We start from the raw sequence: 26075 nt of genomic DNA on the forward strand, positions 1-26075 counted from the left end.
TGCGTGTCCGGGCGGCTTTCGCCGACGCACCCTCACGGGGTGTGAGGGATCTGCGCACGGTGGACGCGGCCGTCCTAGCCTTCCCGCATGAAGACACGAAGAGGCCTCACCACAGCACTGCTCGGATTGCTCCTCCCGGTCGCGCTCGCGGCGGCGGGAGCGTCGACCGCCTCCGCCGCCGATGCGGGCTCCGCCTCGGCACGGACGGTCGCGGCGTCGAGCGCCGCCGCGACCACCGCATCCGGCTGGCTCCACACGGACGGCGGCAAGATCGTCGACTCGTCCGGTTCCACGTACACGATCCGCGGCGCCGCCTGGTTCGGGCTCGAGTCGTCGGGCTGCGTGCTCCACGGGCTCGACAAGATCACCCTCGACAGCGGCATGAAGCACCTCCACGACATGGGCTTCACGACGGTGCGCATGCCGTTCGCGAACAGCTGCCTCCGGGCGTCGAGCGTCGCCGACTGGGGGACCACCGCCAATCCGGATCTGAAGGGCATCACCCCGCTGCAGCTCATGGACCGGGCCATCGCCTCCGCGAAGGCCAACGGCCTGAACGTGTTCCTCGACCAGCATCGCCCCACGACGGACGGCCAGTCGGAGCTGTGGTACTCGAACGACCTCTCCGAGTCGCAGTGGATCTCCGACTGGAAGATGCTCGCGGACCGCTACAAGGACGACCCCACGGTCATCGGCGTCGACCTGCACAACGAGCCGCACGGCCAGGCGACGTGGGGCGCGGGGGACATGGGCACCGACTGGCGGCTCGCCGCCGAGCGCGGTGGCGACGCGGTGCTGTCCGTCAACCCGAAGCTGCTCGTCATCGTCGAGGGCACGGACAAGCAGCCCGACGGATCCGGCACGTGGTGGGCTGGTGCCCTCGGTGCCGCTGGCGACAAGCCGGTCGAGCTGAGCGTGCCGAACCGCGTCGTCTACTCCCCGCACGACTATCCGTCGAGCATCTACGCGCAGTCGTGGTTCAGCTCGCCCGACTACCCGAACAACCTCACGGCCGTGTGGGACACCCACTGGGGCTACCTCGCGAAGAAGAACATCGCGCCCGTGCTGCTCGGCGAGTTCGGCACGAAGCTCGAGACCACCAGCGACAAGCAGTGGCTGTCGACCCTGGTGTCCTACCTCCAGACCACCGGGATCAGCTCGTCGTTCTGGTCGTTCAACCCGGACAGCGGTGACACCGGCGGGCTGGTGAAGAGCGACTGGGTCACGCCCGAGCAGGCGAAGCTCGACGCCATGGCGCCGCTCCTGCACCCGACGTCCGGTTCGGGCTCCGGTTCGGGCTCGTCGTCGGGATCCGGGTCCTCCTCGGGCTCCGGCGCGTCGAAGGGGTCCGGGTCCTCCGGGACCACGCCTGCACCGCAGCCGCAGCCGCAGCCGCAGCCGGCGCCCGCCACCTCGGGTGCCGTGACGGCCACGTGGCAGCCCGGCGGATCCTGGTCGTCCGGCTACGTGGCCGACGTCGACGTCACCGCGAAGTCCGCGGTGGCCGGGTGGACCGTGTCCTGGGCGAGCCCGGGGACGACCTCCGTCGGCAACAGCTGGGGCATGCGCTGCACCGTGGCGTCCGGCACGGTCACGTGCACGGGCGCCGACTGGGCGGGCGCGCTGTCCGCGGGTCAGACCGTGCACGTCGGCCTGCAGGCGGCCGGCGGCCCGGCCCCGTCCTCCCCGCAGCTCACGGTCACCAGCCGCTGAGCCGCGTCCCCCATCCACGGCGCCGGTCGTCGGGCACCCGCCCGGCGGCCGGCGCTTCGCCGGTTAAGATCGACCAATGCCCCGCCCCGCGATCCCGCCCGTGACCGTCGCGACCCCCGAGGTGCGGGCGCTGCGGGCGGACCTCGAGGCGGCCCCGTTCACGCTCGCGTCGGCGCTCGACGTCTGGGGCGACGCCGCCGGGCAGGCCCTGCACCGGGGGAACCGGATCCCGGCCCGTCGCGCTGTCGAGGCCGCCCGCACCGCCGAAGGCCTCCCGGCAGCTGCCGTGCTCGCGGCCCTGTTCGTGCTCGGCGACGCCGTCGACGCGAGCGACCTCCGTGCCGCCCTGCCGGCGCTGGGACTCGACGGCGCCGTGCGCCTCGGCCTCGTCGAGGTCGACGGGGACCGGGTGCGACCGTCCGTCGACCTCCGCCCCTACGGCTTCATCGACGCGCACGGCGTCGGCGAGTGGTGGATCGCGTCCGACCTGGGGGAGCTGGCCACCGGTGGGGCGCTCGACGAGGACCACGTGCTCGGCGTCGGCGGCGCGTCCGCCACCCTCAGCGGCCTCATGATCTCTACGCCCGTCGCGAGGGCGCTCGACCTCGGGACCGGGTGCGGGATCCAGGCGCTGCACGCCTCCCGCCACGCCGACCGCGTCGTGGCGACCGACATCTCAACGCGCGCCCTCGCGTTCGCGGCGCTGAACGCGGCCCTCAACGGGGTCACGACCATCGAGCTGCGGCTCGGCAGCCTGTTCGAGCCGGTGGCGGGGGAGCGGTTCGACCACATCGTCTCCAACCCGCCCTTCGTCATCACGCCGCGCGCCGAGGGCGTGCCGGCCTACGAGTACCGCGACGCGGGCCTCGTCGGGGACGCGCTCGTGGAGGGCGTCGTGTCCGACCTCGCCGGCCACCTGACGCCCGGCGGCGTCGCGCAGCTGCTCGGCAACTGGGAGCACCGCGCCGGGGAGCCCGGCCTCGACCGGGTCGCGGGCTGGCTCGACCGGGCGGCGGCGCGCACCGGATCCGGGCTCGACGCATGGGTCGTCGAGCGCGAGGTGCAGGACGCGGCGCTGTACGCCGAGACGTGGATCCGCGACGGCGGGACGCGCGCCGGCACCCCGGAGTCCGAGGCCCTCGTGGGGGCCTGGCTCGACGACTTCGCCGCGCGCGGCGTGGACGCGGTCGGCTTCGGCTACCTCACCCTCCGCCGCCCGGCGACGGGGAAGCCGACGCTCCGTCGCATCGAGCGCCTGCACGGCGGCCTCGGCCACAACCCGACCGGCCTCGGCGACCACCTCCTGGCCTCCCTCGCTGCGCACGACGCCCTCGCCGGCGTCGACGACCGGGCGCTCGCCGGCCTCGCGCTCGTGGTGGCGGGCGACGTCACGGAGGAGCGGCACTACTGGCCGGGCGCCGAGGATCCCACGGTCATGACGCTCCGCCAGGGCGCGGGCTTCGGCCGCGAGGTGCCGCTCGACACGGCGCTCGCGGCGCTCGTCGGCGCGTGCGACGGGGAGCTCGCGGTGGGCGCCATCGTCGACGCCGTCGCGCAGCTCACCGCGGTGGACGCGGGCGACCTGCGCGCCGAGCTGCTGCCGCGGATCCGGGCGCTCGTCGCCGACGGGTTCCTCCTGCTGCCCGGCGCGACGGCCGGCGACGCGCACGCCGACCGCCCAGCGCGCGACGCCTAGGATCGCCGGGTGACTCCCCGCACCTCCCGCCGCCGCGCCGCCCGTCCCGAGATCGTCCGCGCCGTCGTCCTCGACGCCGCGCTCATCGTCGTCTTCGTCCTCATCGGCCGCGCGAGCCACGGCGAGGACCTCGCGCCGTCGGGCGTGCTCGGCACCGCGTGGCCGTTCCTCGCGGGCGGGCTCGTCGGCTGGATCGTCGCCCGGGCCTGGCGACGCCCCTCGCCCGTCGTGCCCACCGGCCTCCTGGTCTGGGGCGTCACGGTCGTCGTGGGCATGGTGCTCCGCGCGCTCAGCGGCGAGGGCGTCGTGGTGCCGTTCGTCATCACGACCGCGATCATCCTGGGGCTGCTGATGCTCGGCTGGCGCGCGATCTCGGCCGTCGTCGTCCGCCGGCGCGCGCGGGCCTGAGCACGCCGGCCGATCCGCCTCAGGCGTCGCGCGGGGTCGGGGCCGCGGCCTCCATCACGGCGATGAGCGCCTTCGCGTAGGCCTCCTCCGCCTCGAGGTCCCGGTGCTCGACCTCCTCGCCGTCGATGACGACGAGCACCACGTGCGCGCCGTCCTCCGCGCCGCCGATCTCGCGCCGGAGCGATCGGAACGCCCCGCCGAGCAGCGTCCGGAGCTGGTCCTCGCGCGGAAGCCACAGGCTGTCCTCGAGCGCCACGGAGTCGAGCGCCCACTCGGTCGTGCCGTTGAAGCCGAGCACGGTGCCGGTCGCGTGCTCGTGCGCCTCGATCGTGAGCTCGCTGATGGTGAAGACGTCGGACTCGAAGCCCTGGCCGCGGATCCGGAACCGGTCGCCGGGCTCGGGGCTCCACTCGAGGCCGAGCTCCAGGAGGGTCGTGGCGTGCGCGGTGGAGATCATCCGTGCAGTATGCCGGGCGCTCCCGGACGTCGCCTCCGCGGGCGGGGGAATGCGTGTGCATTAGATTCGCAGGAAACCGCCTGCCGCAGACGCCGCCGGTCGGACGAGGGGAGGGCCATGCGCGCGACAGTGAAGGACGTCGCCGCGCGTGCCGCCGTCTCCCCGAAGACCGTGTCGAACGTCATCACCGGCCGGGTCGCCGTGAGCCCCGCGACCCGCGAGCGCGTCGAGCGGGCGGTCGCCGAGCTCGACTACGTGCCGAACCTCTCCGCGCGCGGCCTCCGCAACGGGCGCACGGGCGTCATCGCGGTCGCCCTGCCGGATCTCGGCACCGCGTACTCCGCGGAGCTCGCGCACCACCTCGTGGAGGTCGCGCACGAGGCCGGCTACAGCATCCAGATGGAGGAGACGGGCTCGCGGCCCGACCGCGAGCGCGACCTCATGTCGCGCGCGCGCGAGCACCTCGTCGACGGCCTGATCCTCAACCCCGTGCTGCTCTCGCGGAGCGCCATCGCGCGCGCCGAGTCGCTGCCGCCCGTCGTGGTGATCGGCGAGGTGGAGCAGGAGATCGTCGACCGGGTGCTCGTCGACAGCGTCCAGGCGGCCTACGACATGACCCGCTTCCTCCTCGGGACGGGAGCCCGCCGCATCGCCGCCGTCGGCACCGCGACGCGCGAGGAGTCCGCCGCCGGCGACCTCCGCCGCATCGGCTACCTGCGCGCGATGGAGCAGGCGGGCGAGGCGCCCGTCGAGATCGACCGCACGGGCTGGAACAGCGCGTCCGGAGCGGAGGCCGTCGACGCCTGGCTCACCGACGGCAACCCCGTCCCCGACGCCCTGTTCTGCTTCACCGACGGACTCGCGTTCGGCGCCCTGCGCGCGCTCGCCGACCACGGCATCCGCGTCCCCGAGGACATCCAGGTGGCGGGCTTCGACGACGTCGACCAGTCCCGCTTCTCGATCCCCACCCTCACCAGCGTGCACTTCGACATCCGCGCCTACGCGGAGGCGGCGGTCGGCCAGCTCGTGCGCCGGATCGAGGAGCGCGACGGCCCGCCCGTGCAGATCGTGATCCCACACCGCATCGTGGTCCGCGGCAGCACGCGCCCGTCCGCCTGACCCGGCCCGCCGCTCCGCGAACGTGCGGCGGATCGCCGAGGAGAAACGTTGCGCTGCGCATTACAACGATGTAATGATCGCTCCATCACAAAGGAGTGGTCAATGGATCCTGTTACGGGAAAGGCCGGGGGACGTCCCTCGGCATGGTCGAGGCGTCAGGTCCTCCTGGGCGGAGCGGCGGCCCTGGGCGGCGCGTTCCTGGTCGGGGGCCTCGCCGGCTGCGCACCCCAGGTGGCGTCGGCCGGCGGCATCGTCGACCTGAAGTACTGGCACCTGCTGTCCGGCGGCGACGGCATCCGCATGACGGAGATGGTGAAGGAGGCGAACGACTCCGGCGGCGGGTTCGACGTCACGGCCACCGTCCTCGCCTGGGGCCAGCCGTACTACACGAAGCTCGCCATGGCGTCGGTGGGAGGCCGAGCCCCCGACGTGGCCATCATGCACGCGGCCCGCGTGCCCGGGTTCGCGCCCGGCGGCCTGCTCGACCCGTGGGACACCGACAAGCTCGCCGAGCTCGGCGTCAGCCAGGCCGACTTCGAGCCGCGGGTGTGGGACAAGGGCGTCGTGGACGGGAAGCTGTACTCCATCGCCCTCGACAGCCACCCGTTCATCCTCATGTACAACACGGACATCGCGGCCCAGGCGGGCGTCCTGGGCGGGGACGGCCGGCTCGAGGAGATCACGTCGCCCGACCGGTTCCTCGAGGTCATGCGGGCGATGCAGGCCGTCACCGGCGAGCACGCCCTGAGCTACGGCTACCTCGGCGACGGCGCGCAGATGTGGCGGTTCTTCTACACGTTCTACAAGCAGATGGGCGGCGACATGGAGCTGCCCACGGGCGGCCAGGTCGTCTACGACCGCGACAAGGCCGTCGCGTCGCTCGAGTACATCCAGACCCTGCTCGACGGCACGATCGCCACGCCGAGCGGCGACGCCGGCACCGCGATCGCCGAGTTCGCCGGCGCCAAGAGCGGCGCCATCGTCACGGGAGTGTGGGAGCTCCCCACGTTCCAGAAGGCGAAGGTGCCGTTCGACGCGATGCCCATCCCGAACCTGTTCGGCACGCCCGCGACCTTCGCCGACTCGCACGCGTTCGTGCTCCCGCACCAGAGCTCGCCGGATCCGGTCAAGCGCGAGAGGACGTACGCCTTCGTCACGGACCTCCTGAAGAACTCGCTCCAGTGGGCGGGCGCCGGGCACATCCCGGCGTACAAGCCGGTCGTCGACAGCCCCGAGTACGCCGAGCTCCTGCCGCAGGCGCACTACGCGAACGCCGCCGAGCAGATCAACTACGACCCGGTGGCGTACTTCACCGGATCCGGCTCCGACTTCCAGACGTACTTCGCCGAGAACGTGCAGAACGTGTTCCTCGGGCGCCAGGAGGCGGGCGAGGGCCTCGACGCCTTCATCCGGCAGATCGACGCGCTGCTCGCCAAGCCCAACCCCCTGTAGGGCCCGACCGGCCTCGCGGTCGCCGCCCGTGCGCGGCGTCGCACCCCTCTTCCCAGCGAAACGACGAAGGAGTCCACTCGTGACGACAGCAGCACCACCCACCCCGGTCGCCCCCGCGGCCGGATCCCCGTCCCCGCGGCCCGCCGTGGGCAGCCCGAAGACCCGGGCCAAGGAGCAGACCCAGGGCATGCTCTTCATCGCCCCGTTCCTCATCACCTTCCTGGTGTTCCTGGTCTGGCCGGTGCTCTACGGCTTCTACCAGAGCCTCACCGGGCAGAGCCTCACGGGCGCCAACAGCGAGCTCATCGGCTTCGCGAACTACGCCGAGGCATTCGGCGACTCCCAGATGTGGCGCTCGCTCGGCAACACCGTGGTGTTCACGATCGCGAGCACCATCCCGCTCCTCGTCGTCGGCCTCGTGCTCGCGCTCCTCGTGAACCTCGGGCTCCCGGGCCAGTGGCTCTGGCGGCTCGCGTTCTTCCTCCCGTTCCTGCTCGCCTCCACGGTCGTGTCGCTGTTCTGGCTCTGGATGTACAACCCGCAGCTCGGCGTCGTCAACGCGATCGCCGGCGCGTTCGGCCTCCCGCAGCCCGCGTGGTTGCAGGACCCGAACGTCGCCATGACGAGCGTCGTCGTCACCACCGTGTGGTGGACCGTCGGGTTCAACTTCCTCATCTACCTGGCGGCGCTGCAGAACATCCCCGACCAGCAGTACGAGGCGGCCGCGCTCGACGGCGCGGGGAAGTGGCGGCAGCTGTTCTCCATCACGATCCCGCAGCTCGCCCCGACCACCGCGCTCCTCGCCATCCTGCAGGTGCTCGCGTCGCTCAAGGTCTTCGACCAGATCTACCAGATGACGCAGGGCGGCCCGGGCGGCGCGACCCGGCCCATCGTCCAGTACGTCTTCGAGACCGGGTTCACCGGCTTCCGCTTCGGCTACTCGGCCGCCATCTCGTACATCTTCTTCGCCCTGATCGTGGTCATCTCGGTCATCCAGTTCACCGCCACCCGGAGGAAGTCATGACCACCGCGACCCGTCCCGCCTTCTCCTCCGGCACGCTCGCCCGGAGGCCCGCGACCCGCGTCGCCGCCCGGCAGGGCCGCACGGGCACGCCGAGGTTCCAGCCCTCGCGGATCGCCGCGCTCCTGATCCTCATCGTGCTCGCCGCCGCGTGGCTGCTGCCGTTCCTGTGGGCGGTGCTCACGTCGTTCAAGTCGGAGACCGACGCCGCGGCGTTCCCCGTGACGATCCTCCCCGCCGGCGGATTCACGCTCGACGCCTACGCGGCGGTGCTGAACGGCGGGACGATCCCGCTGTGGACCTGGAACAGCCTGCTCACCAGCACGGTGATCACGGCCGTGGCGGTCGTGTTCTCGGCGCTCGCCGGCTACGCGCTCAGCCGCATCGACTTCCGCGGCCGCAAGCTGCTGATGGGCGCGATCGTGGCGTCGATCATCATCCCGCCGCAGATCCTCATCGTCCCGCTGTTCTACCAGATGCTGTCGTTCAACCTGGTGGACACCCTCTGGGCCGTGATCCTGCCGCAGATCGTGCAGCCGGCCATGGTCTTCATCCTGAAGGCGTTCTTCGACCAGATCCCGATCGAGCTGGAGGACGCCGCGCGCGTCGACGGCGCCGGACGCGTGCGCGTGTTCCTGCAGATCGTGATGCCGCTGTCGCGCCCCATCCTCTCGGCGGTCGCGATCTTCGTCTTCATCGGCGCGTGGAACAACTTCCTCTGGCCCTTCATCGCCACGAACGACTCCACGCTCATGACCCTGCCGGTCGGCCTGCAGACGGTGAAGAACGCCTACGGGATCCAGTACGCCCAGAACATGGCCTCGGCCGTGCTCGCCGCGCTGCCGCTGATCCTGGTGTTCCTCTTCTTCCAGCGCCAGATCATCAAGGGCATCTCGACCACCGGGTTCGGCGGGCAGTGACCCGCGCAGCGCCCGCGACCCCGACCGACCGATCCACCCACCTCGCCCGGGACGCACGCGCCCGGGCCGCGCGCCCAGGAGGACGCCCATGACCCGCGCCCGCATCACCATCGACCGCGACTTCACCGTCGGCGACGTGCCCCGCCGGCTCTTCGGCTCGTTCGTCGAGCACATGGGCCGCTGCGTCTACACCGGCATCTACGAGCCGGGCCATCCGACCGCCACGCCCGAGGGCTACCGGCAGGACGTGCTCGACCTCACGAAGGAGCTCGGCGCCACCGTCGTGCGCTATCCCGGCGGCAACTTCGTCTCCGGGTACGACTGGGAGGACGGCGTGGGTCCGGTCGCGGACCGGCCCCGCCGCCTCGACGGCGCGTGGCACACGGTGGAGGCCAACGCCTTCGGCCTGCACGAGTTCGTCGGCTGGTCGAAGGCGGCCGGCGTCGAGGTGATGGAGGCCATCAACCTGGGCACGCGCGGCGTCGACGCGGCGCGCTCGCTCGTGGAGTACGCGAACCACCCCGGCGGGTCGAAGCACTCCGACATGCGGCGGAGGAACGGGGCCGAGGAGCCCTTCGACATCAAGCTCTGGTGCCTCGGCAACGAGATGGACGGACCGTGGCAGATCGGCCACAAGACCGCGGACGAGTACGGCCGCCTCGCGCAGGAGGCGGGCAAGGCCATGCGGCTCGTGGATCCGACCATCGAGCTGGTCGCGTGCGGCAGCTCCAACTCGGGCATGCCGACGTTCGGCCAGTGGGAGCAGACCGTGCTCGGCCACACGTACGACGTCGTCGACTACGTCTCGCTGCACGCCTACTACCAGGAGCACGAGGGCGACGTGCGGAGCTTCCTCGCGAGCAGCGTGGACATGGACTTCTTCATCGAGTCCGTCGTCGCGACGGCCGATGCGACCGGCGCGCGCCTCAAGAACAGGAAGCGGATCGACCTCTCGTTCGACGAGTGGAACGTCTGGTACCAGCGCGGGCTCGACGGCGAGGACCAGCCGCACCGCATCGAGGAGGCGGGCTGGCGCGAGCATCCGCGGGTCATCGAGGACGAGTACAGCGTCACCGACGCGGTGGTCGTGGGCACGCTCCTCAACTCGCTGCTGCGGCACGGCGACCGGGTGAAGATCGCGAACCAGGCGCAGCTCGTGAACGTGATCGCGCCGATCCGCAGCGAGGAGGGCGGGCCCGCCTGGCGGCAGTCGATCTTCTGGCCGTTCGCCCGGATGGCGCAGCTCGCGACCGGCCGGATCCTCCGGGTCGAGGTCGACAGCGACCGCTACGACAACGACCGGTTCGGCACGGCCGACGTGGTCGACGTGAGCGCCACCTGGGATGACGAGGCCGGCACCGTCTCGCTCTTCCTCGCCAACCGCGGGCTCGAGGAGGATGCGTCGACCGAGGTCGCGCTGCGCGGCCTCGACGCCGGGCGGATCCTCCGGGCCGAGGTACTGCGCGTCCCCGAGGGCGGCGACCGGCACTCGAGCAACACGCTCGAGTCGGGCGAGCAGGTCGGCCTCGTGCCGCTCGAGGGCGTGAGCGCCGAGGGCGGGCGCCTCACGCTCACGCTGCCGGCGCTCTCGTGGGCGGTCGTCGTGCTGGACGTGACCCGCAGCTGACCCGACCACGACGACGACGGCCGGCCCTGCGCGATGCAGGGCCGGCCGTCGTCGTGGGGGAGCGGTCGATCAGCTCACGGGGCCCTCGGTGAGGGTCACGGTGCCGGTCTTCGCGGCGCCGGCCGCGGTGGTCCAGCCGAGCTCCACCGACTCGCCGGGCTTGTGCGCGGAGATCGCGGCGCTGAGCTCGGACGCCGAGGCGACGGCCTTCCCGTCGACCGAGGTGACGACGTCGCCCTGGCCGATGCCCGCCTTCGCGGCACCGGATCCGTCGACGACGCCCTGCACGGGCGCCCCCGCGACGGTGCCCGCGCCGTTCGCGAGCAGCACGCCGAGGAACGCCGGGTAGCCGATCCGCACCGTGCCGGACTCCGTGCCGCTCTCGATCTGCTTCGCGATGCCCATGGCCTTCTCGATCGGGATGGCGAAGCCGGCGATCTGCGCGGAGCCGGAGGAGGCGGCGGTGTCGATGCCGACGACCTCGCCCTGCGCGTCCACGAGCGGCCCACCGGAGTCGCCGGAGACGATCGCCGCGTCCGTCTGGATCAGGTCGGTGAGCGTCTCGCCCGCGGCCGTGCCCTCGGACTGCGTGGTGATGGTCTGCCCGAGCGCGGTGACCTGGCCGGTCGCCGCGGTGAGCGTGCCGGTGCCGCCCGCGTTGCCGACCCCCGTGACGGCCTCGCCCACTTGGGCGCCGTCGGTGTCGAGCTTCGCCGGCGTGAGGCCGGACGCGCCCTCGAGCTTCAGGACCGCGACGTCGTTCGTGGCGTCGGTGCCGACGACCTTCGCGACGTAGGCCTTGCCGGTCGACTCGACCGTGACGCGGATGCTGGTCGCGCCGCTGACGACGTGGTTGTTCGTGAGGATCGTGCCGTCGGACGACAGGATGATGCCCGTGCCCGCGCCGGCGGCGTTCTCGTAGGTGAGCGCGGAGTCGATGGTGACGACGCCGGACATCTGCGCGGTGGTCGCCTCGGGCGAGGTGACGGACGTGCCCCTCCCGGTGCCGGACTGCGCGCCGGATCCGGATCCCGAGCCTGAGCCGTCGCCGGATCCCTGCCCGGGCACCCTGGTCGTGCCGCGGCCGAAGCCCTGGCCGGGTGTGAACGAGCCCGGGTCCTGGATCTGCGTGCTCCCGGCCTGCGCGCTCGAGCGGCCGAGGTCGGCCATGAAGCCCACCGCGGTGCCGCTGCCGAAGGAGAGGAGGAGCGCGAGGGCGGACGCGCCGGCGATGAGGCCCGTGCGGAGGCCGCGGCGCATGCGCTTCGGCGGGACGGGGTTGCCGGCCGCGTCGACGGCGAGGGGGCGTCCGAAGGCGTCGGTCGCGGGGGCGGGCCACGGCGATCCGGCGGGGTGGCCGCCCGCGGGCATCGCGGTGGCGTAGGCGGCGGTGGGGTGCTGTGCGGTGGGCTGCTGCGCGGTGGGGGCGCCGGCGCCGACCGCGGGGCCCGCGGTGGCGTGCGCGTCGGTCGGGGCGGTCCACGATGCGGCGGTGGCGGGCGCGCGGGGCGCGGCGGGTGCGGCGGGGCCGTCGGTCGCGGGACCGGCGGGTGCCGGCCAGGCGGGCTGGCCGGTCGCGGGCGAGCCGTCGGCCGCGGCAGGCGCGGCGGCCGGGGTCGCGTCGTCGGCGGGGCGGGTGGCGTCGATGGGGGCCTCGTCCGGACGTCCGGTCGGCTCCTGGGGTGTCTCGTTCATGACGGGTCCTTCGTGTCTCGGCTGGCCCGTTGGGGGCCATGAGGAGATCACACCCGGCGACCCTATGAGCACCCCATGACGGGCACGAGCGTCCGCCATGCATCCTGGGCCCTGCCCGGGCGTACCCTGAACGGCATGACGCGAAGGTCGGACGGGGACGGTGGGCCGGCCGACGTGGATCCCCGGTTCGACCCGGCGTTCCAGCGGTCCGCGGCACCGGCACCGGGACCGCGTCCACATACGGATCCCGAGACGCGCGTCGGCGCCGACGGGCCGGCCGCGCCGAGCCCGGTCGGGGAACCCGCGCCCGAGACGACGTCGCCGGCCGGGCCGCGCGACCAGCCGACCGACGTACCCGCCCTCGCCGCCTGGCTCGCCCCGGTGCTCTGGATCCTCGCCGTCGCCTTCCCCGCCGCGGGCCTCGGCCTGCGCGCGCTCGCCGCCGGGATCACGACCTCGATGCCGTACTCCAGCTTCGGCGACCCGCTGGGGGAGCGCTGGCTCCTCGAGCTCGTGCCCCTGCTCGTGACCCTGGCGCCCGGCATCGTCGCGGGCGGGCCGATGGCCGTGATCGCCGCGCTCGCCGTGCACGCCCTGCGCCGTCGGCCAGCCGACGAGACGATGGGCGACAGCGGGGGCGACCGCCGCCGCGCGTAGGCTCGACGCATGGAGCAGAGAAGCCTCGGCAGGACCCATCGGAACGTCTCGGTCATCGGACTCGGGACCTGGCAGCTCGGCGGGGACTGGGGTGACGTCGCCGAGGACGACGCGCTCGCCGTGCTCGACGCGGCGGCCGACGCGGGCATCACCTTCTTCGACACGGCCGACGTCTACGGCGACGGCCGCAGCGAGACGATCATCGGATCCTGGCTCCGCGCGCACCCGGACGCCGGCGTCACGGTCGCGACCAAGATGGGCCGCCGCGACGCGCAGGACCCCGCGAACTTCACCCTCGACCGCTTCCGCGAGTGGACCGACCGCTCGCGCCGGAACCTCGGCGTCGACACGCTCGACCTCGTCCAGCTGCACTGCCCGCCCACGCCCGTGTTCTCGAGCGACCGCGTGCACGACGCCCTCGACGAGCTCGTCGCCGATGGCGCGATCGCGTCCTACGGCGTGAGCGTCGAGACGACCGACGAGGCCCTCCTCGCCATCGCGCGCCCCGGCGTCGCGAGCGTGCAGATCATCCTCAACGCGTTCCGCCTCAAGCCGCTCGACCGCGTGCTGCCGGCCGCCGTCGAGGCGGGCGTCGGGGTCATCGCGCGCGTGCCGCTGGCGTCCGGGCTCCTCAGCGGCCGCTACACCGCGGACACCACCTTCGCCGAGACCGACCACCGCAACTTCAACCGACAGGGCGCCGCCTTCGACGTGGGGGAGACGTTCTCGGGCGTCGACTACGACGACGGCGTGGCCGCGGCCCGGGAGTTCGCGGCCGCTGCGCACGAGGCCGCGCCCGACCTCACGCCGGCGCAGGTGGCGCTCGCCTGGATCGTGCAGCGCGAGGGCGTCTCCACGGTGATCCCCGGGGCCCGCAACGCGGAGCAGGCCCGGGCCAACGCGCGCGCCGGCGACGCCCCCGCGCTCGGCGAGGTCTTCGAGCGCCAGGTGGCGGACGTGTACGACCGGTACTTCCGCGCCGCGGTGCATCCGCGCTGGTAGTCCCGCCGGATGTGCGACGGCCCCGGTCAGCGATGCTGACCGGGGCCGTCGTCCGTGCGGATGCGCTACTGCAGCTGGTCGCAGGCGGTCGACATCTGCGTCTTCAGCTCGTCGCTGATCGGCTGGCCGACGCCGGGCGCGAGCTGGTCGGCGAGGGCCGTGATCTGCTGGCCGGCCGCCGCGGCGCCGCTCTCGGTGGAGGCGGAGATCTCGGTGCCGAGGTCGCGGAACGCCTGCACGTCGGACTCCTCGAGCGTGGACTTGTCCTTGAGGCCGCACGCGATGTCGCGGGTCTTCGCGGCGATGGCCTCCCGGGATCCGGACGCGGCGGCGTCGCCGGAGCCGGCGTCCGCGCTCGACTCGGGCGTGGGGCTCGCGGCGTCGGCGGAGGCGCTCGCGGAGGCGGAGGGCGTGGGGGTCGCGGCGTCGTCGGCGGCCGGCGAGCTGCAGCCGGCGAGCGCGAGGCCGAGCACGAGGCCCAGCCCGGCGATCCCGGCGCGCAGGCGGCGCGTGGTCTGAGGGGTCTGCGGAGAGGTCATGCCCTCACACTATCCAGCGCGAGGGGTCGTTTTTCCGCGGGGGCGGAGACTCTGGGGCGCGGATCCGGCCGGGCATCGCCCACGTGGCCGGATCGGCCGTCAGGTCATGACCGGGACGGGCTCCGTGTCCGGGATGGGGCCCGCGTCGCGGCCGCGGAGGTCCGGGCTGTGGCGGTGGAAGACGACGGCGATGACCGTGCCTGCCGCGAGCAGCGCCGCCGCCACCACGAAGGCGCCCTGCGCGCCCTGCCCGTCGATGACGAAGCCGGCCGCGGCCGAGCCGAGCGCGGCGCCGATGAGCTGCCCCGTGCCGACCCAGCCGTAGGCCTCTGCGGTGTCGCTGAAGCGCACCGACGAGGAGACGACCGCGAAGAGCACGGCGAGGGCCGGCGCGATGCCGACGCCCGCGAGGAAGAGGAACACCGACAGCCAGACGACGTTCATCGACACGGCCGCGACGGCGGTGCCCGCGAGGATGATCGCCATCCGCCTGGCCATCGCCCACGGGCTGATGGGGATGTGCCCGAGCGAGAGACCGCCGATGAGCGAGCCGACCGCGAAGATCGCGAGGACGAAGCCCGCCTCGGGCCCGCCGTGCCCGAACACGGCGACGACGCCCGCCTCGATCGCCGCGCACGCCGCGATGAGCAGGAAGCCGACGACCGTGCTGAGGAGCACCGGCGGACGCCCGAGGACCACGCCGAACCGGCGCTTGCTGCGCGGGATCCGGACCCGGCCGAGCTCGGGGGAGGAGATGAACCAGGCGCCGCCGCCCACGAGGAACGCGGCCGCCACGAGGATCCCGGCGCTCGTGTCCACCTGGATCGCGAGGAACGTCGCGATGACCGGGCCGAGCACCCAGATGATCTCCTGCGCCGACGCGTCGAGGGAGAACAGGGGCGTGAGCTGCTTGGAGTTGACCATCTTCGGGTAGATGGTGCGGACGGCCGGCTGCACGGGCGGGTTGGCGAGGCCGGCGACCAGGCCGAGTCCCATGAACGCGGGGACGGACGTGCTCGCGTCGCCGAGCGCCACCGCGACCACCGCGACCGTGCACACGGCCGAGGTGAGGATGAGCACCGGGCGCATGCCCCAGACGCCCATCCACCGGCTCGTGAGGGGGCCGGCGACCGCCTGGCCGATGCTCGTCGCGGCGAGCACGAGGCCGGCCGCGCCGTACGACGCGTGGATCCGCTCGACGTGCATGAGGAACGCGAGCGAGAGCATGCCGCCCGGGAAGCGCGCCACGAGCTGGGCGGCGATGATCCGGCCCACGCCGCGGGTCTTGAGGAGGCTTCCGTACGTGCTCACGAGGGTCAGATCCTACCGGCCGCGGGGCCCCCTGCCGCAGCGCCGGGCGCCACCGGACAGCGATGTCGGCGGCCCTCCGTAGCCTGTAGAACCTGTGGACAAGTCCGCGGAGTTGTCCACACCTGTGGACGACACGCCCACTACATGTGGGGTTGCCGGTGTCCGGACGCCCGCATATATAGTGATGGGACGGCGGGCAACCCCCACCGTCCTAGCTCTGCGGAGCAGGACGGACGAGGGCTCGACGAGCATTTCCCCTGGTGAGGACCAGGGCTGTGAGGCACAGGCGCGGCGGGTACGTCCCACATCGCGTCGCCTCCGACAGAAGGACAGTCCGCAGCCGATCAGCGCGGGCGACGAAGACGACGAGGAGCAGAGTGTCCATCACCGTAGTGAAGCGCGACGGCACGCGGGAGCCGTACGACGCGAACCGCATCAACCTGGCCATCGAGGACGCCACGCAGGGCCTCGACGAGAACATCGGCTGGGTCACGCAGATCGCGTCCGAGCTGGAGATCACCCTCTTCGACGGGATCACCACGCAGCAGCTGGATGAGGCCGTCATCCAGGTCGCGCTCCAGAACGTGAAGGACGACCCGGCGTTCGACACCGTCGCTGCGCGCCTGCTCCTCAAGACCATCTACAAGCGCGTCCTCGGCGACTACTCGTCGCCCGAGGAGCTCAAGCGCCTCCATGCGGAGCACTTCGCCCGCAACATCCAGCGCGGCGTCGACGAGATGCTCCTCGACTCGCGCCTCGTGCAGCTGTTCGACCTGGAGCGCCTCGCCCAGGCCCTCGAGCCCGCGCACGACGAGCTGCTCAAGTACATCGGCGTCGTCACGCTGAACAACCGCTACGGCATCAAGGGCCGCAACGGCGACGCCCTCGAGGTGCCCCAGTACTTCTGGATGCGCATCGCGATGGGCCTCACGCTCAACGAGCAGGACCCCACCTCGACCGCCATCGCCTTCTACGAGAAGATGTCGAAGCTCGAGTACCTCGCGGCCGGCTCCACCCTGGTCAATGCGGGCACCATCTACCCGCAGCTCGCGAACTGCTTCGTCATGGAGATGCAGGACGACATCGAGCACATCGCGAAGACCACGCGCGACGTCATGTGGCTCACCAAGGGCACGGGCGGCATCGGCCTCTCCGTCTCCAAGCTGCGCGCGCAGGGCTCGCCCATCCGCTCGAACAACACCACCTCCACGGGCCCGATCCCGTTCATGCACACCATCGACTCGGTGCTGCGCGCGGTCAGCCGCGGCGGCAAGAAGTTCGGTGCCCTGTGCTTCTACATGGAGAACTGGCACCTCGACTTCCCCGAGTTCCTCGACCTGCGCCAGAACTCGGGCGACCCGTACCGCCGCACCCGCACCGCCAACACGGCCGTGTGGATCAGCGACGAGTTCATGAAGCGCGTGCAGGACGACGACGACTGGTACCTCTTCGACCCGCTGGAGGTCGCCGACCTCAACGAGCTGTACGGCAAGGCGTTCTCCGAGCGCTACGCGTTCTACGTCGGCGAGGCCGAGGCCGGGCGCATCCGGATGTTCAAGCGCATCAAGGCGCGCGAGCAGTTCAAGTCGATCCTCATCTCGCTCCAGACCACCAGCCACCCGTGGCTGACCTGGAAGGACACGATCAACAACCGCGCCCTGAACAACAACACGGGCACGATCCACCTCTCGAACCTCTGCACCGAGATCACGCTGCCGCAGGACGAGGACAACGTCTCCGTCTGCAACCTGGCGTCCATCAACCTGTCGCAGCACTTCTCCGACGGCAAGATCGACTTCGCGAAGATCGAGCAGAGCGCGCGCCTCGCGGTGCGCCAGCTCGACAACCTCATCGACATCACGCGCTCCAGCGTGAAGGAGGCGGACTTCTCCAACCAGCAGAACCGCGCGGTGGGCCTCGGCGTCATGGGCTTCACCGACGTCGTCGAGAAGCTCGGCTTCTCGTACGAGTCCGAGGAGTCGTACGACCTCATCGACGAGATCATGGAGCACGTCTCCTACGCGGCCATCGACGAGTCGGCCGATCTCGCGAAGGAGCGCGGCTCCTACCCGAACTTCGAGGGCTCGCGCTGGTCGGAGGGCCTCGTGCCGCTCGACTCGATCGCGCTCATGGAGGCCGACCGCGGCGTGCCCGTCAAGGTCAACCGCACCACGCGCCTCGACTGGGACGCCCTGCGCGCCAAGGTCAAGGGCGGCATGCGCAACGCGACGCTCATGGCGATCGCGCCCACCGCGTCCATCGGCCTCGTCGCCGGCACCACGCCCGGCCTCGACCCGCAGTTCTCGCAGATCTTCAGCCGCTCCACCTCCTCGGGCAAGTTCCTCGAGGTCAACCGGAACCTCGTGAAGGACCTGCAGGAGCTCGGCATCTGGGAGAGCGTGCGCGAGAACATCCTGCGCAGCCAGGGCGACATCCAGAACATCGCCGCCATCCCGGACGCGGTCAAGGCCACGTACCGCACGAGCTTCCAGCTCTCGCCGTACGCGTTCCTCGAGGTCGCGGCCCGCGCGCAGAAGTGGATCGACCAGGCCATCAGCCGCAACATGTACCTCGAGACGCGCGACCTCGGCGACATGATGGACATCTACTTCGCCGGCTGGGAGCGCGGGGTCAAGACCACGTACTACCTGCACATGAAGCCCCGTCACACGGCCGAGCAGTCGACCGTGAAGGTCGACAAGTCGCAGGACGCCGACGGCACCAAGCGCAAGGGCTTCGGCGGATTCGGCGGCGGCGCTCCCGCGGCCGTCCCCGCCTCGGCCGCTCCCGCATCCACCGCGACCGCGGAGGTCCCGGCACCGCAGTCCGCTTCCGCGCCCCGCAAGGGCTTCGGCTTCGGCGGAGTGGGAGGTGCACGCTGATGAACGACGACACGTTCGGCGACTACGTCGTCCCCATGGACCCCATGGACGAGCTCCAGTGCGACTCCTGCCAGTAGGCAGGCGCCGCTCCTAGAGCTCCCCCCGGCCCGACCGGCCGCCCCACCCGCACCACCACGCACCACGCACTCGGAGAGAAGAAGCAGATGTCGAAGATCCTCGGCACGGGAATCCAGGAGGGCCTCCTCCTCAAGCCCGTCAACTACCAGTGGGCCATGGACCTGTACGACCAGGCCGTCGCCAACACGTGGTTCCCCAACGAGATCCAGCTCGGCGAGGACATCGCGGACTTCAAGAAGATGACGGACGAGGAGCGCCACGCGATCACGTTCCTCATGAGCTACTTCAACCCGAACGAGCTCCTCGTGAACAAGGCGCTCGCGTTCGGCGTCTACCCCTACATCAACGCGCCGGAGTGCCACCTCTACCTGGCGAAGCAGATGTGGGAGGAGGCGAACCACTGCATGTCGTTCGAGTACGTCCTGGAGACGTTCCCGATCGACCGCGAGGCCGCGTACAACTCCCACGTCGACATCCCGTCGATGGCGCGCAAGGAGGAGTTCGAGGTCAAGTTCATCAAGCGCATGACCGAGCAGACCCTCGACATCACCACCACAGAGGGCAAGAAGGACTTCGTCCGGAACCTCGTCGCGTACAACGTGATCCTCGAGGGCATCTGGTTCTACTCGGGCTTCATGGTGTCGCTGTCGTTCCGCCAGCGGAACCTGCTGCGCAACTTCGGCTCGCTCATGGACTGGATCGTGCGCGACGAGTCGCTGCACCTGAAGTTCGGGATCAACCTCATCCTCACGGTGCTCGAGGAGAACCCCGACCTGCAGACGGAGGAGTTCGCCGCCGAGATCAAGCAGATGATCCTCGACGCCGTCGAGATGGAGGAGCAGTACAACCGCGACCTCCTGCCGAACGGCATCCTCGGGCTCAACGCGAACTACATCAACCAGTACGTGAAGTACCTGGCCGACCGCCGTCTCGAGGAGCTCGGCTTCGAGGCCGAGTACAAGGTCTCCAACCCGGCGAAGTGGATGGCCACTGCGAACGACACGCTGCAGCTCGTCAACTTCTTCGAGTCGACCAACACGTCGTACGAGTCGAACGCGTCGGCCACCGTCGGCGCCAAGTAGGACCGCACGCCGCGGGAGACCGCGGCACCGAACCACCGACGACGCCCGCCCCGCGCATCCACCCGGATGCCGGTGCGGGCGTCGTCATGCCCGCGCCGTCCCGGCCGGGACGGACAGGGAGAGGGAGCATGACCGAGCAGCAGACCGGCGGCCGGCACGTCGCGCGCGACGGGCGGGTGTACCGCACCGAGGTCGTCGGCTGGGACGACCCGCGCGGCGCGCGGATCCGCCGGGCCATGGAGGCCGAGATGGACGTGCGCTACGAGGGCCGGCACGACGACGACCCCGACTGGCCCGCGAAGGCGGCGGTGGCGTTCGCGTTCGACCCGGCCGACGTGGAGGCCGTCGTGCTGCTCGTCCTCGACGGCGACGACGGGGAGGCCGCCGCGCACGGCGTCATCCGGCACCTCGGCGACGAGCTGGAGCTCAAGAAGGTGGTCGTGGATCCGGCGCATCGCGGCACGGGCCTCTCCCGCGTGCTCATGGCCGAGCTGGAGCGCGTGGCGCAGGAGCGCGGCGCGCGGCGGCTGATCCTGCAGACGGGCGACCGGCAGCCCGACGCCATCCAGCTCTACGCGACCGCGGGCTGGCTGCCCATCGACGTGTACCCGCCGTACATCCCGGTGACGAACTCGGTCTGCTTCGAGAAGCCGCTCGTCTGATCCCGCGCGGCGCTGCGAGCATGGGGCGATGGAGATCCTCATCGCCCCCGCCGCGCTCGATCACGCCCTCCGCACCCGCGACGACGTGCGCGTGCTCGACGTGCGCTGGTCGCTCGGCGGCCCTCCCGGCCGGCCGCTGCACGAGGCCGGGCACATCCCGGGCGCCGTGTACGCCGACCTCGACACCGAGCTCGCCGGGCACGGCGCCCCCGAGGACGGACGCCATCCGCTGCCCGCGACCGCCGACCTCGAGCGCGCGGCGCGCGGCTGGGGGATCCGGCAGGGCGACACGGTCGTGGTGCACGACGGGGGCGGCAACACGGCGGCCGCGCGCGCGTGGTGGCTGCTGCGCGACGCGGGGATCGCGGACGTGCGGATCCTCGACGGCGCCCTGCCCGCCTGGGTCGCGGCCGGGCTGCCGCTGGCGACGGGATCCACCGTGCCGGAGCCCGGCGACGTGACGCTCACGCGCGGGGAGTCGCCGACCCTCGACGCGGAGGCCGCCGCCGACCTCGCGCGCACGGGGACGCTCCTCGACGCGCGCGCGGGGGAGCGATACCGCGGCGAGGTGGAGCCGGTCGATCCGCGCGCGGGCCACATCCCGGGCGCCGTGAGCGCGCCGACCTCCGAGAACCTCGGCGCGGACGGGGCGTTCCTGCCGGCGGACGCGCTGCGCGAGCGGTTCGCGGCCCTCGGGATCCGGCCGGGCGCACCGGTGGGCGTCTACTGCGGCTCCGGCGTCACGGCGGCGCACGAGATCGCGGCGCTCGCGATCGCGGGGATCGACGCGGCGCTGTACCCGGGATCCTGGTCGGCGTGGGCGAACCGGCCCGAGCTGCCGGTCGCGACGGGCGCAGCGCCCGGCGGGGACGGAGGATCCGTCAGGCGAGACGGCCGTCGTCGAGGGTGAGCACCGTGTCGGCGCGGTCGGCCGCCGTCGCGCTGTGCGTGATGAGCAGGATCGCGACGCCCGTGCGCCTGCGCGCCTCGTCGAGGGCGTCGAGCGCCATCCGCTCTGCCGTGGCATCGAGGGAGGCCGTGATCTCGTCGCACACCAGCACGGTCGGTGCCGCCGCCATCGCCCGGGCGATCGCGACGCGCTGGCGCTGACCGCCGCTCAGCTCGTGCGGCCGGCGCTCGAGGAGGCGCGGATCCAGCCCGAAGCGCTCGAGCAGCTCGGCGGGATCCGCGGGAGGGGAGCCCTGGCGGTCGGCGGCGCGACCCGCGCGGACGATGGCCGTGCGCACCGACTCGCCCGGATGCAGCGCGGCGCGCGCGTCCTGGAGCACCAGGCCCACGAGCGGCTTCTGGGATCGGGAGCGGTCGGCGCCCGCCCACGGGAAGCGGGTGCCCGCCACGTCGAGCGCGCCCGCCTCGGGGACGAGGAGGCCGGCGATCGCCCGGCCGATGCTCGTCTTGCCGGACCCGGAGCGGCCGCGGAGGGCGAGGATCCCGCCGGCCGGGATGCGGAAGGAGGTCGTCTCGACCACCGCGTGCGTGCCGAAGCGGATGCGGAGATCCGAGACCTCCACGGCGGGTGCGACCGGCCGGGCGAGACCCCGTGCGGCCGCGCGCGCCTCGGCGGTCACCGGACCGCGGCCGCGCGGAGGCGTCGCAGCGGCTGGTGCAGGACCGGGTCCCTGCGCGCCGTCGCGCAGGGTGAGGACGCGTCCGCCGGTGCGCGCGAGCACCTCGGGGGAGTGGCTCGCGATGACGACGGCCGGGAGCCACGGGAGGCGGCCGACGTGCTGCGCGACGAGGCCGGCGGTCTCGGCGTCCAGGGCGCTCGTCGGCTCGTCGAGGAGGACCACTGCGGGCCGGCCGGCGAGGAGCGCCGCCAGGATCACGCGCTGCGCCTGGCCGCCGGAGAGCTCGGATCCGCGGCGACGCAGCAGCGCCGGATCGAGGTGCGCGTCGTGCGCGGCCTGGAGCACGAGCCGGCCGAGGTCCGCGCGTCGCGCCCCTCCTCCGGAGCGCCGAGCCGCGGCGCGGATGTGGTGGAGGGCGGTGCGCGCGGGATCGAGTGCGCTCGCGGGGTCCTGCGGCACGTGCCCCACGACCCGTCCACGGAGGAGGCGGCGGCCGGCCGGGGTGAGCGGATCCACGCCGTGGACGCGCACGCTCCCCGCGGTGAGCCGGGTCCCGGGGGAGAGGTGCCCGAGGAGCGCGTGCAGGAGGGTCGACTTGCCGCTGCCGGACGGCCCGGACAGCCCGACGACCTCGCCGGGCGCGACGCGGAGGTCGATCCCGTCCAGGAGCGTCGTCCCGGTGCCGCTCGCGTCGGCCGCGCCGCGGATCGTGAGGCCGCTGACCTCGATGGCGGGGTTCATCTGCCGCCTGCGTGACGCCGGCTCGACGCATCGATCGCCAGCGTGACGCCGAGCGAGACCGTCACGAGGAGCGCAGCGGGCACCAGGGTCGCGAGCGGGTTGGCGCGGATGCCGACCACGTCCTCCCGGACCATCCGCCCCCAGTCGGCCGCGGGCGCGCCGGCGCCGACGCCCAGGAACCCGGCCGCCGCGGCGAGCTGGAGCGCGGCGATGAAGCGCAGGCCCGCGTCCGCCAGGGCGACCGAGCGGATCCCGGGGAGGACGTCGTGCCGCAGCCGGCTGCCGAGCCCGTCGCCGCGCGCGCGGGCGATGACGACGTGGTCGGCCGCCGCGACGATGCGCGTCTGCTGCCGGATGACGCGCACGGAGAAGGGGGCGCTCACGAGGGCGATGGCGGCGACGATCGCCGCGGGCTGACCCGGGGCGCCCGCGGCGAGCACGAGCAGGACCAGAAGCGCGGGCAGGGCGGCGACGGCGTCGACGACGCGCACCGCCGTGTCGGCCAGGCGGGACGGGCGGAGTCCCGCCCAGATCCCGAGCCCGAGTCCCACGGCGCTCGCGATCAGGGTCGCGGCGACGGCCTCGAGCACGAGTCCGCGACCACCCTCGGCGACGCGTGCGAGCAGGTCGCGCCCGAGCAGCTCCGTGCCGAGCGGATGCGCGGCGTCCGGACCCGCGAACGGCCGGCCCGCGACCTCGTCCGGCGAGCCGAGCGGCAGGAGCGGTCCGAGCAGGGCGGCGGCGACGACGCCCGCGGCGAGGACCAGGGCGAGGATCCGGAAGCCGGCACGGGCGCGGGAGCCGGCGGGCGCGTCGCTCATCCGCGCGCCGCTCATCCGCGCACCGACTCGGCGCCCCGGCGTCGGCGGAGGAGGGCCGCGCCGATGTCGCCCGCCAGCAGGATCCCGAGGGCGGTGCCGCCGAGCGTCAGCGCCACCGCCTGCACCATCGGCACGTCCCGGGCGGACACCGCGCGCGTGAGCTCCAGGCCGATGCCCGGGATGCCGAACAGCGTCTCGACGACGATCCCGCCGCCGAGCAGCCCGGCGGACACCAGCGCGAGCGACTGCAGGGCAGGAGCCGCCGCGTTCGGCAGCACGTGGACGAGCGCGAGGCGGAGGCCGTGGATCCCGTTGAAGCGCGCGTGCTCGATGAACGGCGCGCGCATCACGTCGACGACGGCCGCGCGCAGCATCCGCGCGGCCGGACCCGCTCCCGCGAGGGCGAGCGTCGCGACGGGCAGCACGAGCACCGCCGGGTGCTGCCACGCGGCGTCGCCCAGCGGCAGGAGCGCGACGGCCGGGAGCACCGGCACGAGCGAGGTGAACAGCACGAGGAGCGCGATCGCGACGAGGAAGTCCGGGGTCGCCATCATGACCACCGTGAGGGAGGTCAGCAGCCGGTCGGCCGCGCTGTCCTCCCGCATGCCCGACGCGAGGCCGAGGCCGGTCGCGACCACGGCGATCACCGCGACCGCGAGCGCCGTGACCGTCAGCGTGTCGGCGAGGCGTCCGACGAGGAGCGGCGCGATCTCGCGGCCCGAGACGAGGGATCGCCCGAGGTCGCCGTGCAGGGCGCCGGCGGCCCAGGACAGGTACCTCTCCACCACGGGGCGGTCGAGGCCCAGGCCCGTGCGCAGGGCGTCGCGCTCCGCCGCGGTCGCGCCGCTGCCCGCGAGGGCGCCCGAGGCGTCGCCGGGCAGCGCGGACGCGCTCGCGAACACGACGATCGAGAGCGCCACGAGGGTGACGAGCGCGGCGCCGCACCTGCCGGCGATCCACCGGCCGAGCGGCGCCGCCGAGCTCACCGTCCCGCAGCCGGCGTGACGGTCGCCCGCGACAGGTCGGGGAACTGCAGCTCGCGCACGCCGCCGACGCCGTCGGACTGCGCGCTGATCGAGGGCACGGACACCGGTGCGATCGTGTAGCCCTTCGCCCAGATGATCTGCTGCGCCTGGTGCGACGCGGCCAGCCGGGCCTCCGGGGTGGCGGCGCTGCGGGCCTCGGCGACGAGCGCGTCCGCCTCCGGCAGCGCTCCCGGCACGTGGTTCGGCTCGAAGAGCGCCGGCGGGGTGTACCCGGCCGCGAACGGCAGCTCCTGGTACGCGGCGTAGTCGGCGTAGAGCTGGCCGGCCGGCAGCTCGGAGAGGGTCGCGTCCACGCCGATCGCGCGGAGGTCCTGCACGACGAGCGTCGCGGTCTCGACCATGCCGGGCAGCTCGGGGCCCGCCGTGAGCGTCACGGCCATGCCGCTCTGGCCGGCCTCCGCGAGCAGCGCCTTCGCCCGGTCCGGATCGTGCTCGCGCACGGGCAGCGTCGTGTCGTAGCTCGGGAAGCCGAGCCCGGGCACGTCGTCGCCCGCGAACGCGTGGCCGTAGTAGACGGTGTCGACGATCTGCTGGCGGTCGATCGCGAGCTTGAACGCCTCCCGCACGCGCTCGTCGGCGAAGGGGGCGAAGGACGGGTTCATCAGGAACTGCAGGGAGGAGGCGTACGGCAGCTCGCTCGTGGAGACGGTGATCCCCTGCGCTCCCGTGAGCTCCTGCGCCTGCGCGGGGGCGAGCCCGCTCGCGTAGTCGACCTGGCCCTGGCGCAGCGCGTCCTCGCGGGCGGTCGGGTCGGAGATGGAGAGCAGCTCGATGGAGTCGAGCGTCGGTCCGGTGCCGAGGGCGGCGCCGTAGAAGGTCGGGTTCCGGGTGAGGACCGTGCTCTGGCCGGGCTCGAATCCGCTGATCGTGAACGGCCCCGAGGACGGCGTCGTCGCGGTGAACTCCGTGGTGCCGTCCTTGATGGCGAGCATGCTCTGGCAGATGAGCTGGCGCCCGTCGGCGACCGGGTGGCGCGTCGGCAGCGTGACGGTGAGGTCGTCGACGGCCGTGGCGGCGTCGACGTCGAGGTCGCGCGCGACGATCTGCGTGAACGGCAGCCCGTGCAGCAGCCCGGGAGCGCGGAGCGAGTAGATGACGTCCGCGGCGGTGAGCGTGGATCCGTCGGTGAACGGCACGTCGGGCCGCACGTGCAGCGTGTAGGAGGAGAGGTCGGGGCTCACGTCGATGGAGGAGAGGGCGCCGTAGGAGACCCCGTCGGCCGCCGACGCGTCGATCTCGCAGAAGGGCGCGTGCACCAGCCGCGCGCGCACGTAGTCCAGGGCGGTCGGGCCGACCAGGTAGTCGAGCGTCTCGGCCGCGCCACCGCCGGGGAAGGCCGCGCGGAGCGTGCCGCCGGGCGCGGCGGCGTCCGCGGTGGAGGTCGCGGACGGCGCGCAGCCGGACGCTCCCGCCGTGATCGCGAGGGCGAGCAGCGCCGCGGTGATCGCGGGATGCCTCCTGGGGAGCGTGGTCATGGGATCCTCCGTGCAGCTGCGTGGGGATCCGCGCGACGGCGCGGATCGAGACGCAGACTACAGCTTATCGAGAATGATTCTC

The 26075-nt window shown here is 72.8% G+C and carries 22 protein-coding genes; 14 read left to right on the plus strand and 8 right to left on the minus strand.

From position 1 onward, the window contains the following. The first annotated feature begins 87 nt into the window (after positions 1–87). The 3 genes from ITJ44_RS14005 (at position 88) to ITJ44_RS14015 (ending at position 3817) form a co-directional block, all read left to right on the plus strand. A complete protein-coding gene (locus ITJ44_RS14005; RefSeq protein ID WP_194636156.1) occupies positions 88–1713 on the plus strand; it encodes a cellulase family glycosylhydrolase in 1626 nt (541 codons plus the stop codon). A gap of 76 nt (positions 1714–1789) precedes the next feature. Further along, positions 1790–3409, plus strand: coding sequence for a methyltransferase (locus ITJ44_RS14010; RefSeq protein ID WP_194636157.1), 1620 nt, complete (start codon positions 1790–1792; stop codon positions 3407–3409). A 9-nt stretch (positions 3410–3418) separates the two neighbouring features. Further along, the gene (locus ITJ44_RS14015; RefSeq protein ID WP_194636158.1) at positions 3419–3817 is read left to right on the plus strand and encodes a DUF3054 domain-containing protein; all 399 of its coding nucleotides are present in this window, start codon (positions 3419–3421) and stop codon (positions 3815–3817) included. A 19-nt stretch (positions 3818–3836) separates the two neighbouring features. On the opposite strand, the gene ITJ44_RS14020 is transcribed toward ITJ44_RS14015, so the two are convergent. Then, positions 3837–4274, minus strand: coding sequence for a pilus assembly protein CpaE (locus tag ITJ44_RS14020; protein WP_194636159.1), 438 nt, complete (start codon positions 4272–4274; stop codon positions 3837–3839). Positions 4275–4391: 117 nt separating this feature from the next. Between ITJ44_RS14020 and ITJ44_RS14025 the strand changes: the two genes are divergently transcribed. The 5 genes from ITJ44_RS14025 to ITJ44_RS14045 all read left to right on the plus strand — a co-directional run bounded on the left by ITJ44_RS14025 (position 4392) and on the right by ITJ44_RS14045 (position 10413). Then, on the plus strand, positions 4392–5393 hold the full coding sequence (locus ITJ44_RS14025) for a LacI family DNA-binding transcriptional regulator (RefSeq protein WP_194636160.1): 1002 nt from the start codon (positions 4392–4394) through the stop codon (positions 5391–5393). Between the two features lie 102 nt (positions 5394–5495). Beyond that, on the plus strand, positions 5496–6845 hold the full coding sequence (locus tag ITJ44_RS14030; protein ID WP_194636161.1) for an extracellular solute-binding protein: 1350 nt from the start codon (positions 5496–5498) through the stop codon (positions 6843–6845). Between the two features lie 79 nt (positions 6846–6924). Further along, positions 6925–7869: a carbohydrate ABC transporter permease gene (locus ITJ44_RS14035; protein ID WP_194636162.1), complete on the plus strand. Its 945-nt coding sequence runs from the start codon at positions 6925–6927 to the stop codon at positions 7867–7869. Next, positions 7866–8786, plus strand: coding sequence for a carbohydrate ABC transporter permease (locus ITJ44_RS14040; protein ID WP_194636163.1), 921 nt, complete (start codon positions 7866–7868; stop codon positions 8784–8786). Before ITJ44_RS14035 ends, ITJ44_RS14040 begins: the two co-directional genes overlap by 4 nt. Positions 8787–8874: 88 nt before the next feature. Then, on the plus strand, positions 8875–10413 hold the full coding sequence (locus ITJ44_RS14045) for an alpha-N-arabinofuranosidase (protein ID WP_194636164.1): 1539 nt from the start codon (positions 8875–8877) through the stop codon (positions 10411–10413). 69 nt (positions 10414–10482) lie between these two features. On the opposite strand, the gene ITJ44_RS14050 is transcribed toward ITJ44_RS14045, so the two are convergent. Beyond that, positions 10483–12108, minus strand: a complete 1626-nt coding sequence (locus ITJ44_RS14050) for a S1C family serine protease (protein WP_228495127.1) — start codon at positions 12106–12108, stop codon at positions 10483–10485. Positions 12109–12243: 135 nt separating this feature from the next. Between ITJ44_RS14050 and ITJ44_RS14055 the strand changes: the two genes are divergently transcribed. Both ITJ44_RS14055 and ITJ44_RS14060 read left to right on the plus strand, forming a co-directional pair. After that, the gene (locus ITJ44_RS14055; protein WP_228495128.1) at positions 12244–12765 is read left to right on the plus strand and encodes a hypothetical protein; all 522 of its coding nucleotides are present in this window, start codon (positions 12244–12246) and stop codon (positions 12763–12765) included. 9 nt (positions 12766–12774) lie between these two features. Further along, positions 12775–13767, plus strand: a complete 993-nt coding sequence (locus tag ITJ44_RS14060; RefSeq protein WP_194636166.1) for an aldo/keto reductase — start codon at positions 12775–12777, stop codon at positions 13765–13767. Positions 13768–13832: 65 nt separating this feature from the next. Here ITJ44_RS14060 and ITJ44_RS14065 read toward each other — a convergent pair whose 3' ends face one another. Both ITJ44_RS14065 and ITJ44_RS14070 read right to left on the minus strand, forming a co-directional pair. Beyond that, on the minus strand, positions 13833–14306 hold the full coding sequence (locus ITJ44_RS14065; RefSeq protein WP_194636167.1) for a hypothetical protein: 474 nt from the start codon (positions 14304–14306) through the stop codon (positions 13833–13835). 99 nt (positions 14307–14405) lie between these two features. Continuing rightward, a complete protein-coding gene (locus ITJ44_RS14070; protein WP_194636168.1) occupies positions 14406–15617 on the minus strand; it encodes an MFS transporter in 1212 nt (403 codons plus the stop codon). Positions 15618–15994: 377 nt separating this feature from the next. Between ITJ44_RS14070 and ITJ44_RS14075 the strand changes: the two genes are divergently transcribed. The 4 genes from ITJ44_RS14075 (at position 15995) to ITJ44_RS14090 (ending at position 21231) form a co-directional block, all read left to right on the plus strand. Continuing rightward, a complete protein-coding gene (locus tag ITJ44_RS14075; protein WP_194636169.1) occupies positions 15995–18499 on the plus strand; it encodes a ribonucleoside-diphosphate reductase subunit alpha in 2505 nt (834 codons plus the stop codon). 164 nt (positions 18500–18663) lie between these two features. Then, entirely contained in the window at positions 18664–19659 is a 996-nt protein-coding gene (locus ITJ44_RS14080; protein ID WP_012039117.1) for a ribonucleotide-diphosphate reductase subunit beta, read from the plus strand. Between the two features lie 128 nt (positions 19660–19787). Beyond that, entirely contained in the window at positions 19788–20321 is a 534-nt protein-coding gene (locus ITJ44_RS14085) for a GNAT family N-acetyltransferase (protein WP_194636170.1), read from the plus strand. A gap of 28 nt (positions 20322–20349) precedes the next feature. Further along, positions 20350–21231 (plus strand): sulfurtransferase, encoded by an 882-nt coding sequence (locus ITJ44_RS14090; protein WP_194636171.1) that lies wholly within the window; start codon positions 20350–20352, stop codon positions 21229–21231. Here ITJ44_RS14090 and ITJ44_RS14095 read toward each other — a convergent pair. From ITJ44_RS14095 to ITJ44_RS14110, 4 genes are read right to left on the minus strand one after another with little or no spacing between them, the layout of a single operon-like run. Then, complete coding sequence (locus tag ITJ44_RS14095; protein ID WP_194636172.1) at positions 21203–22651, minus strand: ABC transporter ATP-binding protein; 1449 nt, start codon at positions 22649–22651, stop codon at positions 21203–21205. The genes ITJ44_RS14090 and ITJ44_RS14095 overlap by 29 nt on opposite strands. After that, positions 22648–23472 carry an ABC transporter permease subunit gene (locus tag ITJ44_RS14100; RefSeq protein ID WP_194636173.1) on the minus strand — a complete coding sequence of 275 codons (825 nt, stop codon included), beginning with the start codon at positions 23470–23472 and terminating at the stop codon, positions 22648–22650. Before ITJ44_RS14100 ends, ITJ44_RS14095 begins: the two co-directional genes overlap by 4 nt. A gap of 11 nt (positions 23473–23483) precedes the next feature. After that, on the minus strand, positions 23484–24458 hold the full coding sequence (locus ITJ44_RS14105) for an ABC transporter permease (protein ID WP_194636174.1): 975 nt from the start codon (positions 24456–24458) through the stop codon (positions 23484–23486). Next, entirely contained in the window at positions 24455–25993 is a 1539-nt protein-coding gene (locus ITJ44_RS14110; RefSeq protein ID WP_194636175.1) for an ABC transporter substrate-binding protein, read from the minus strand. The genes ITJ44_RS14105 and ITJ44_RS14110 overlap by 4 nt, the downstream gene beginning before the upstream one ends. Positions 25994–26075: the final 82 nt, after the last annotated feature.

Origin of the sequence: Clavibacter sp. VKM Ac-2873 (genome assembly GCF_015351075.1) — a bacterium.
In the GTDB taxonomy this organism is placed as follows: Bacteria; Actinomycetota; Actinomycetes; order Actinomycetales; family Microbacteriaceae; genus Clavibacter.

Bases quoted from the DNA above. Each gene is read 5' to 3' on its own strand.
- ITJ44_RS14030 (WP_194636161.1), top strand. From the start codon at position 5,496: ATGGATCCTGTTACGGGAAAGGCCGGGGGACGTCCCTCGGCATGGTCG.
- ITJ44_RS14025 (WP_194636160.1), top strand. From the start codon at position 4,392: ATGCGCGCGACAGTGAAGGACGTCGCCGCGCGTGCCGCCGTCTCCCCG.
- ITJ44_RS14095 (WP_194636172.1), bottom strand. From the start codon at position 22,651: ATGAACCCCGCCATCGAGGTCAGCGGCCTCACGATCCGCGGCGCGGCC.
- ITJ44_RS14060 (WP_194636166.1), top strand. From the start codon at position 12,775: ATGGAGCAGAGAAGCCTCGGCAGGACCCATCGGAACGTCTCGGTCATC.
- ITJ44_RS14080 (WP_012039117.1), top strand. From the start codon at position 18,664: ATGTCGAAGATCCTCGGCACGGGAATCCAGGAGGGCCTCCTCCTCAAG.
- ITJ44_RS14010 (WP_194636157.1), top strand. From the start codon at position 1,790: ATGCCCCGCCCCGCGATCCCGCCCGTGACCGTCGCGACCCCCGAGGTG.
- ITJ44_RS14065 (WP_194636167.1), bottom strand. From the start codon at position 14,306: ATGACCTCTCCGCAGACCCCTCAGACCACGCGCCGCCTGCGCGCCGGG.
- ITJ44_RS14020 (WP_194636159.1), bottom strand. From the start codon at position 4,274: ATGATCTCCACCGCGCACGCCACGACCCTCCTGGAGCTCGGCCTCGAG.
- ITJ44_RS14110 (WP_194636175.1), bottom strand. From the start codon at position 25,993: ATGACCACGCTCCCCAGGAGGCATCCCGCGATCACCGCGGCGCTGCTC.
- ITJ44_RS14090 (WP_194636171.1), top strand. From the start codon at position 20,350: ATGGAGATCCTCATCGCCCCCGCCGCGCTCGATCACGCCCTCCGCACC.
- ITJ44_RS14100 (WP_194636173.1), bottom strand. From the start codon at position 23,472: ATGAGCGACGCGCCCGCCGGCTCCCGCGCCCGTGCCGGCTTCCGGATC.
- ITJ44_RS14085 (WP_194636170.1), top strand. From the start codon at position 19,788: ATGACCGAGCAGCAGACCGGCGGCCGGCACGTCGCGCGCGACGGGCGG.
- ITJ44_RS14005 (WP_194636156.1), top strand. From the start codon at position 88: ATGAAGACACGAAGAGGCCTCACCACAGCACTGCTCGGATTGCTCCTC.
- ITJ44_RS14045 (WP_194636164.1), top strand. From the start codon at position 8,875: ATGACCCGCGCCCGCATCACCATCGACCGCGACTTCACCGTCGGCGAC.
- ITJ44_RS14050 (WP_228495127.1), bottom strand. From the start codon at position 12,108: ATGAACGAGACACCCCAGGAGCCGACCGGACGTCCGGACGAGGCCCCC.
- ITJ44_RS14040 (WP_194636163.1), top strand. From the start codon at position 7,866: ATGACCACCGCGACCCGTCCCGCCTTCTCCTCCGGCACGCTCGCCCGG.
- ITJ44_RS14055 (WP_228495128.1), top strand. From the start codon at position 12,244: ATGACGCGAAGGTCGGACGGGGACGGTGGGCCGGCCGACGTGGATCCC.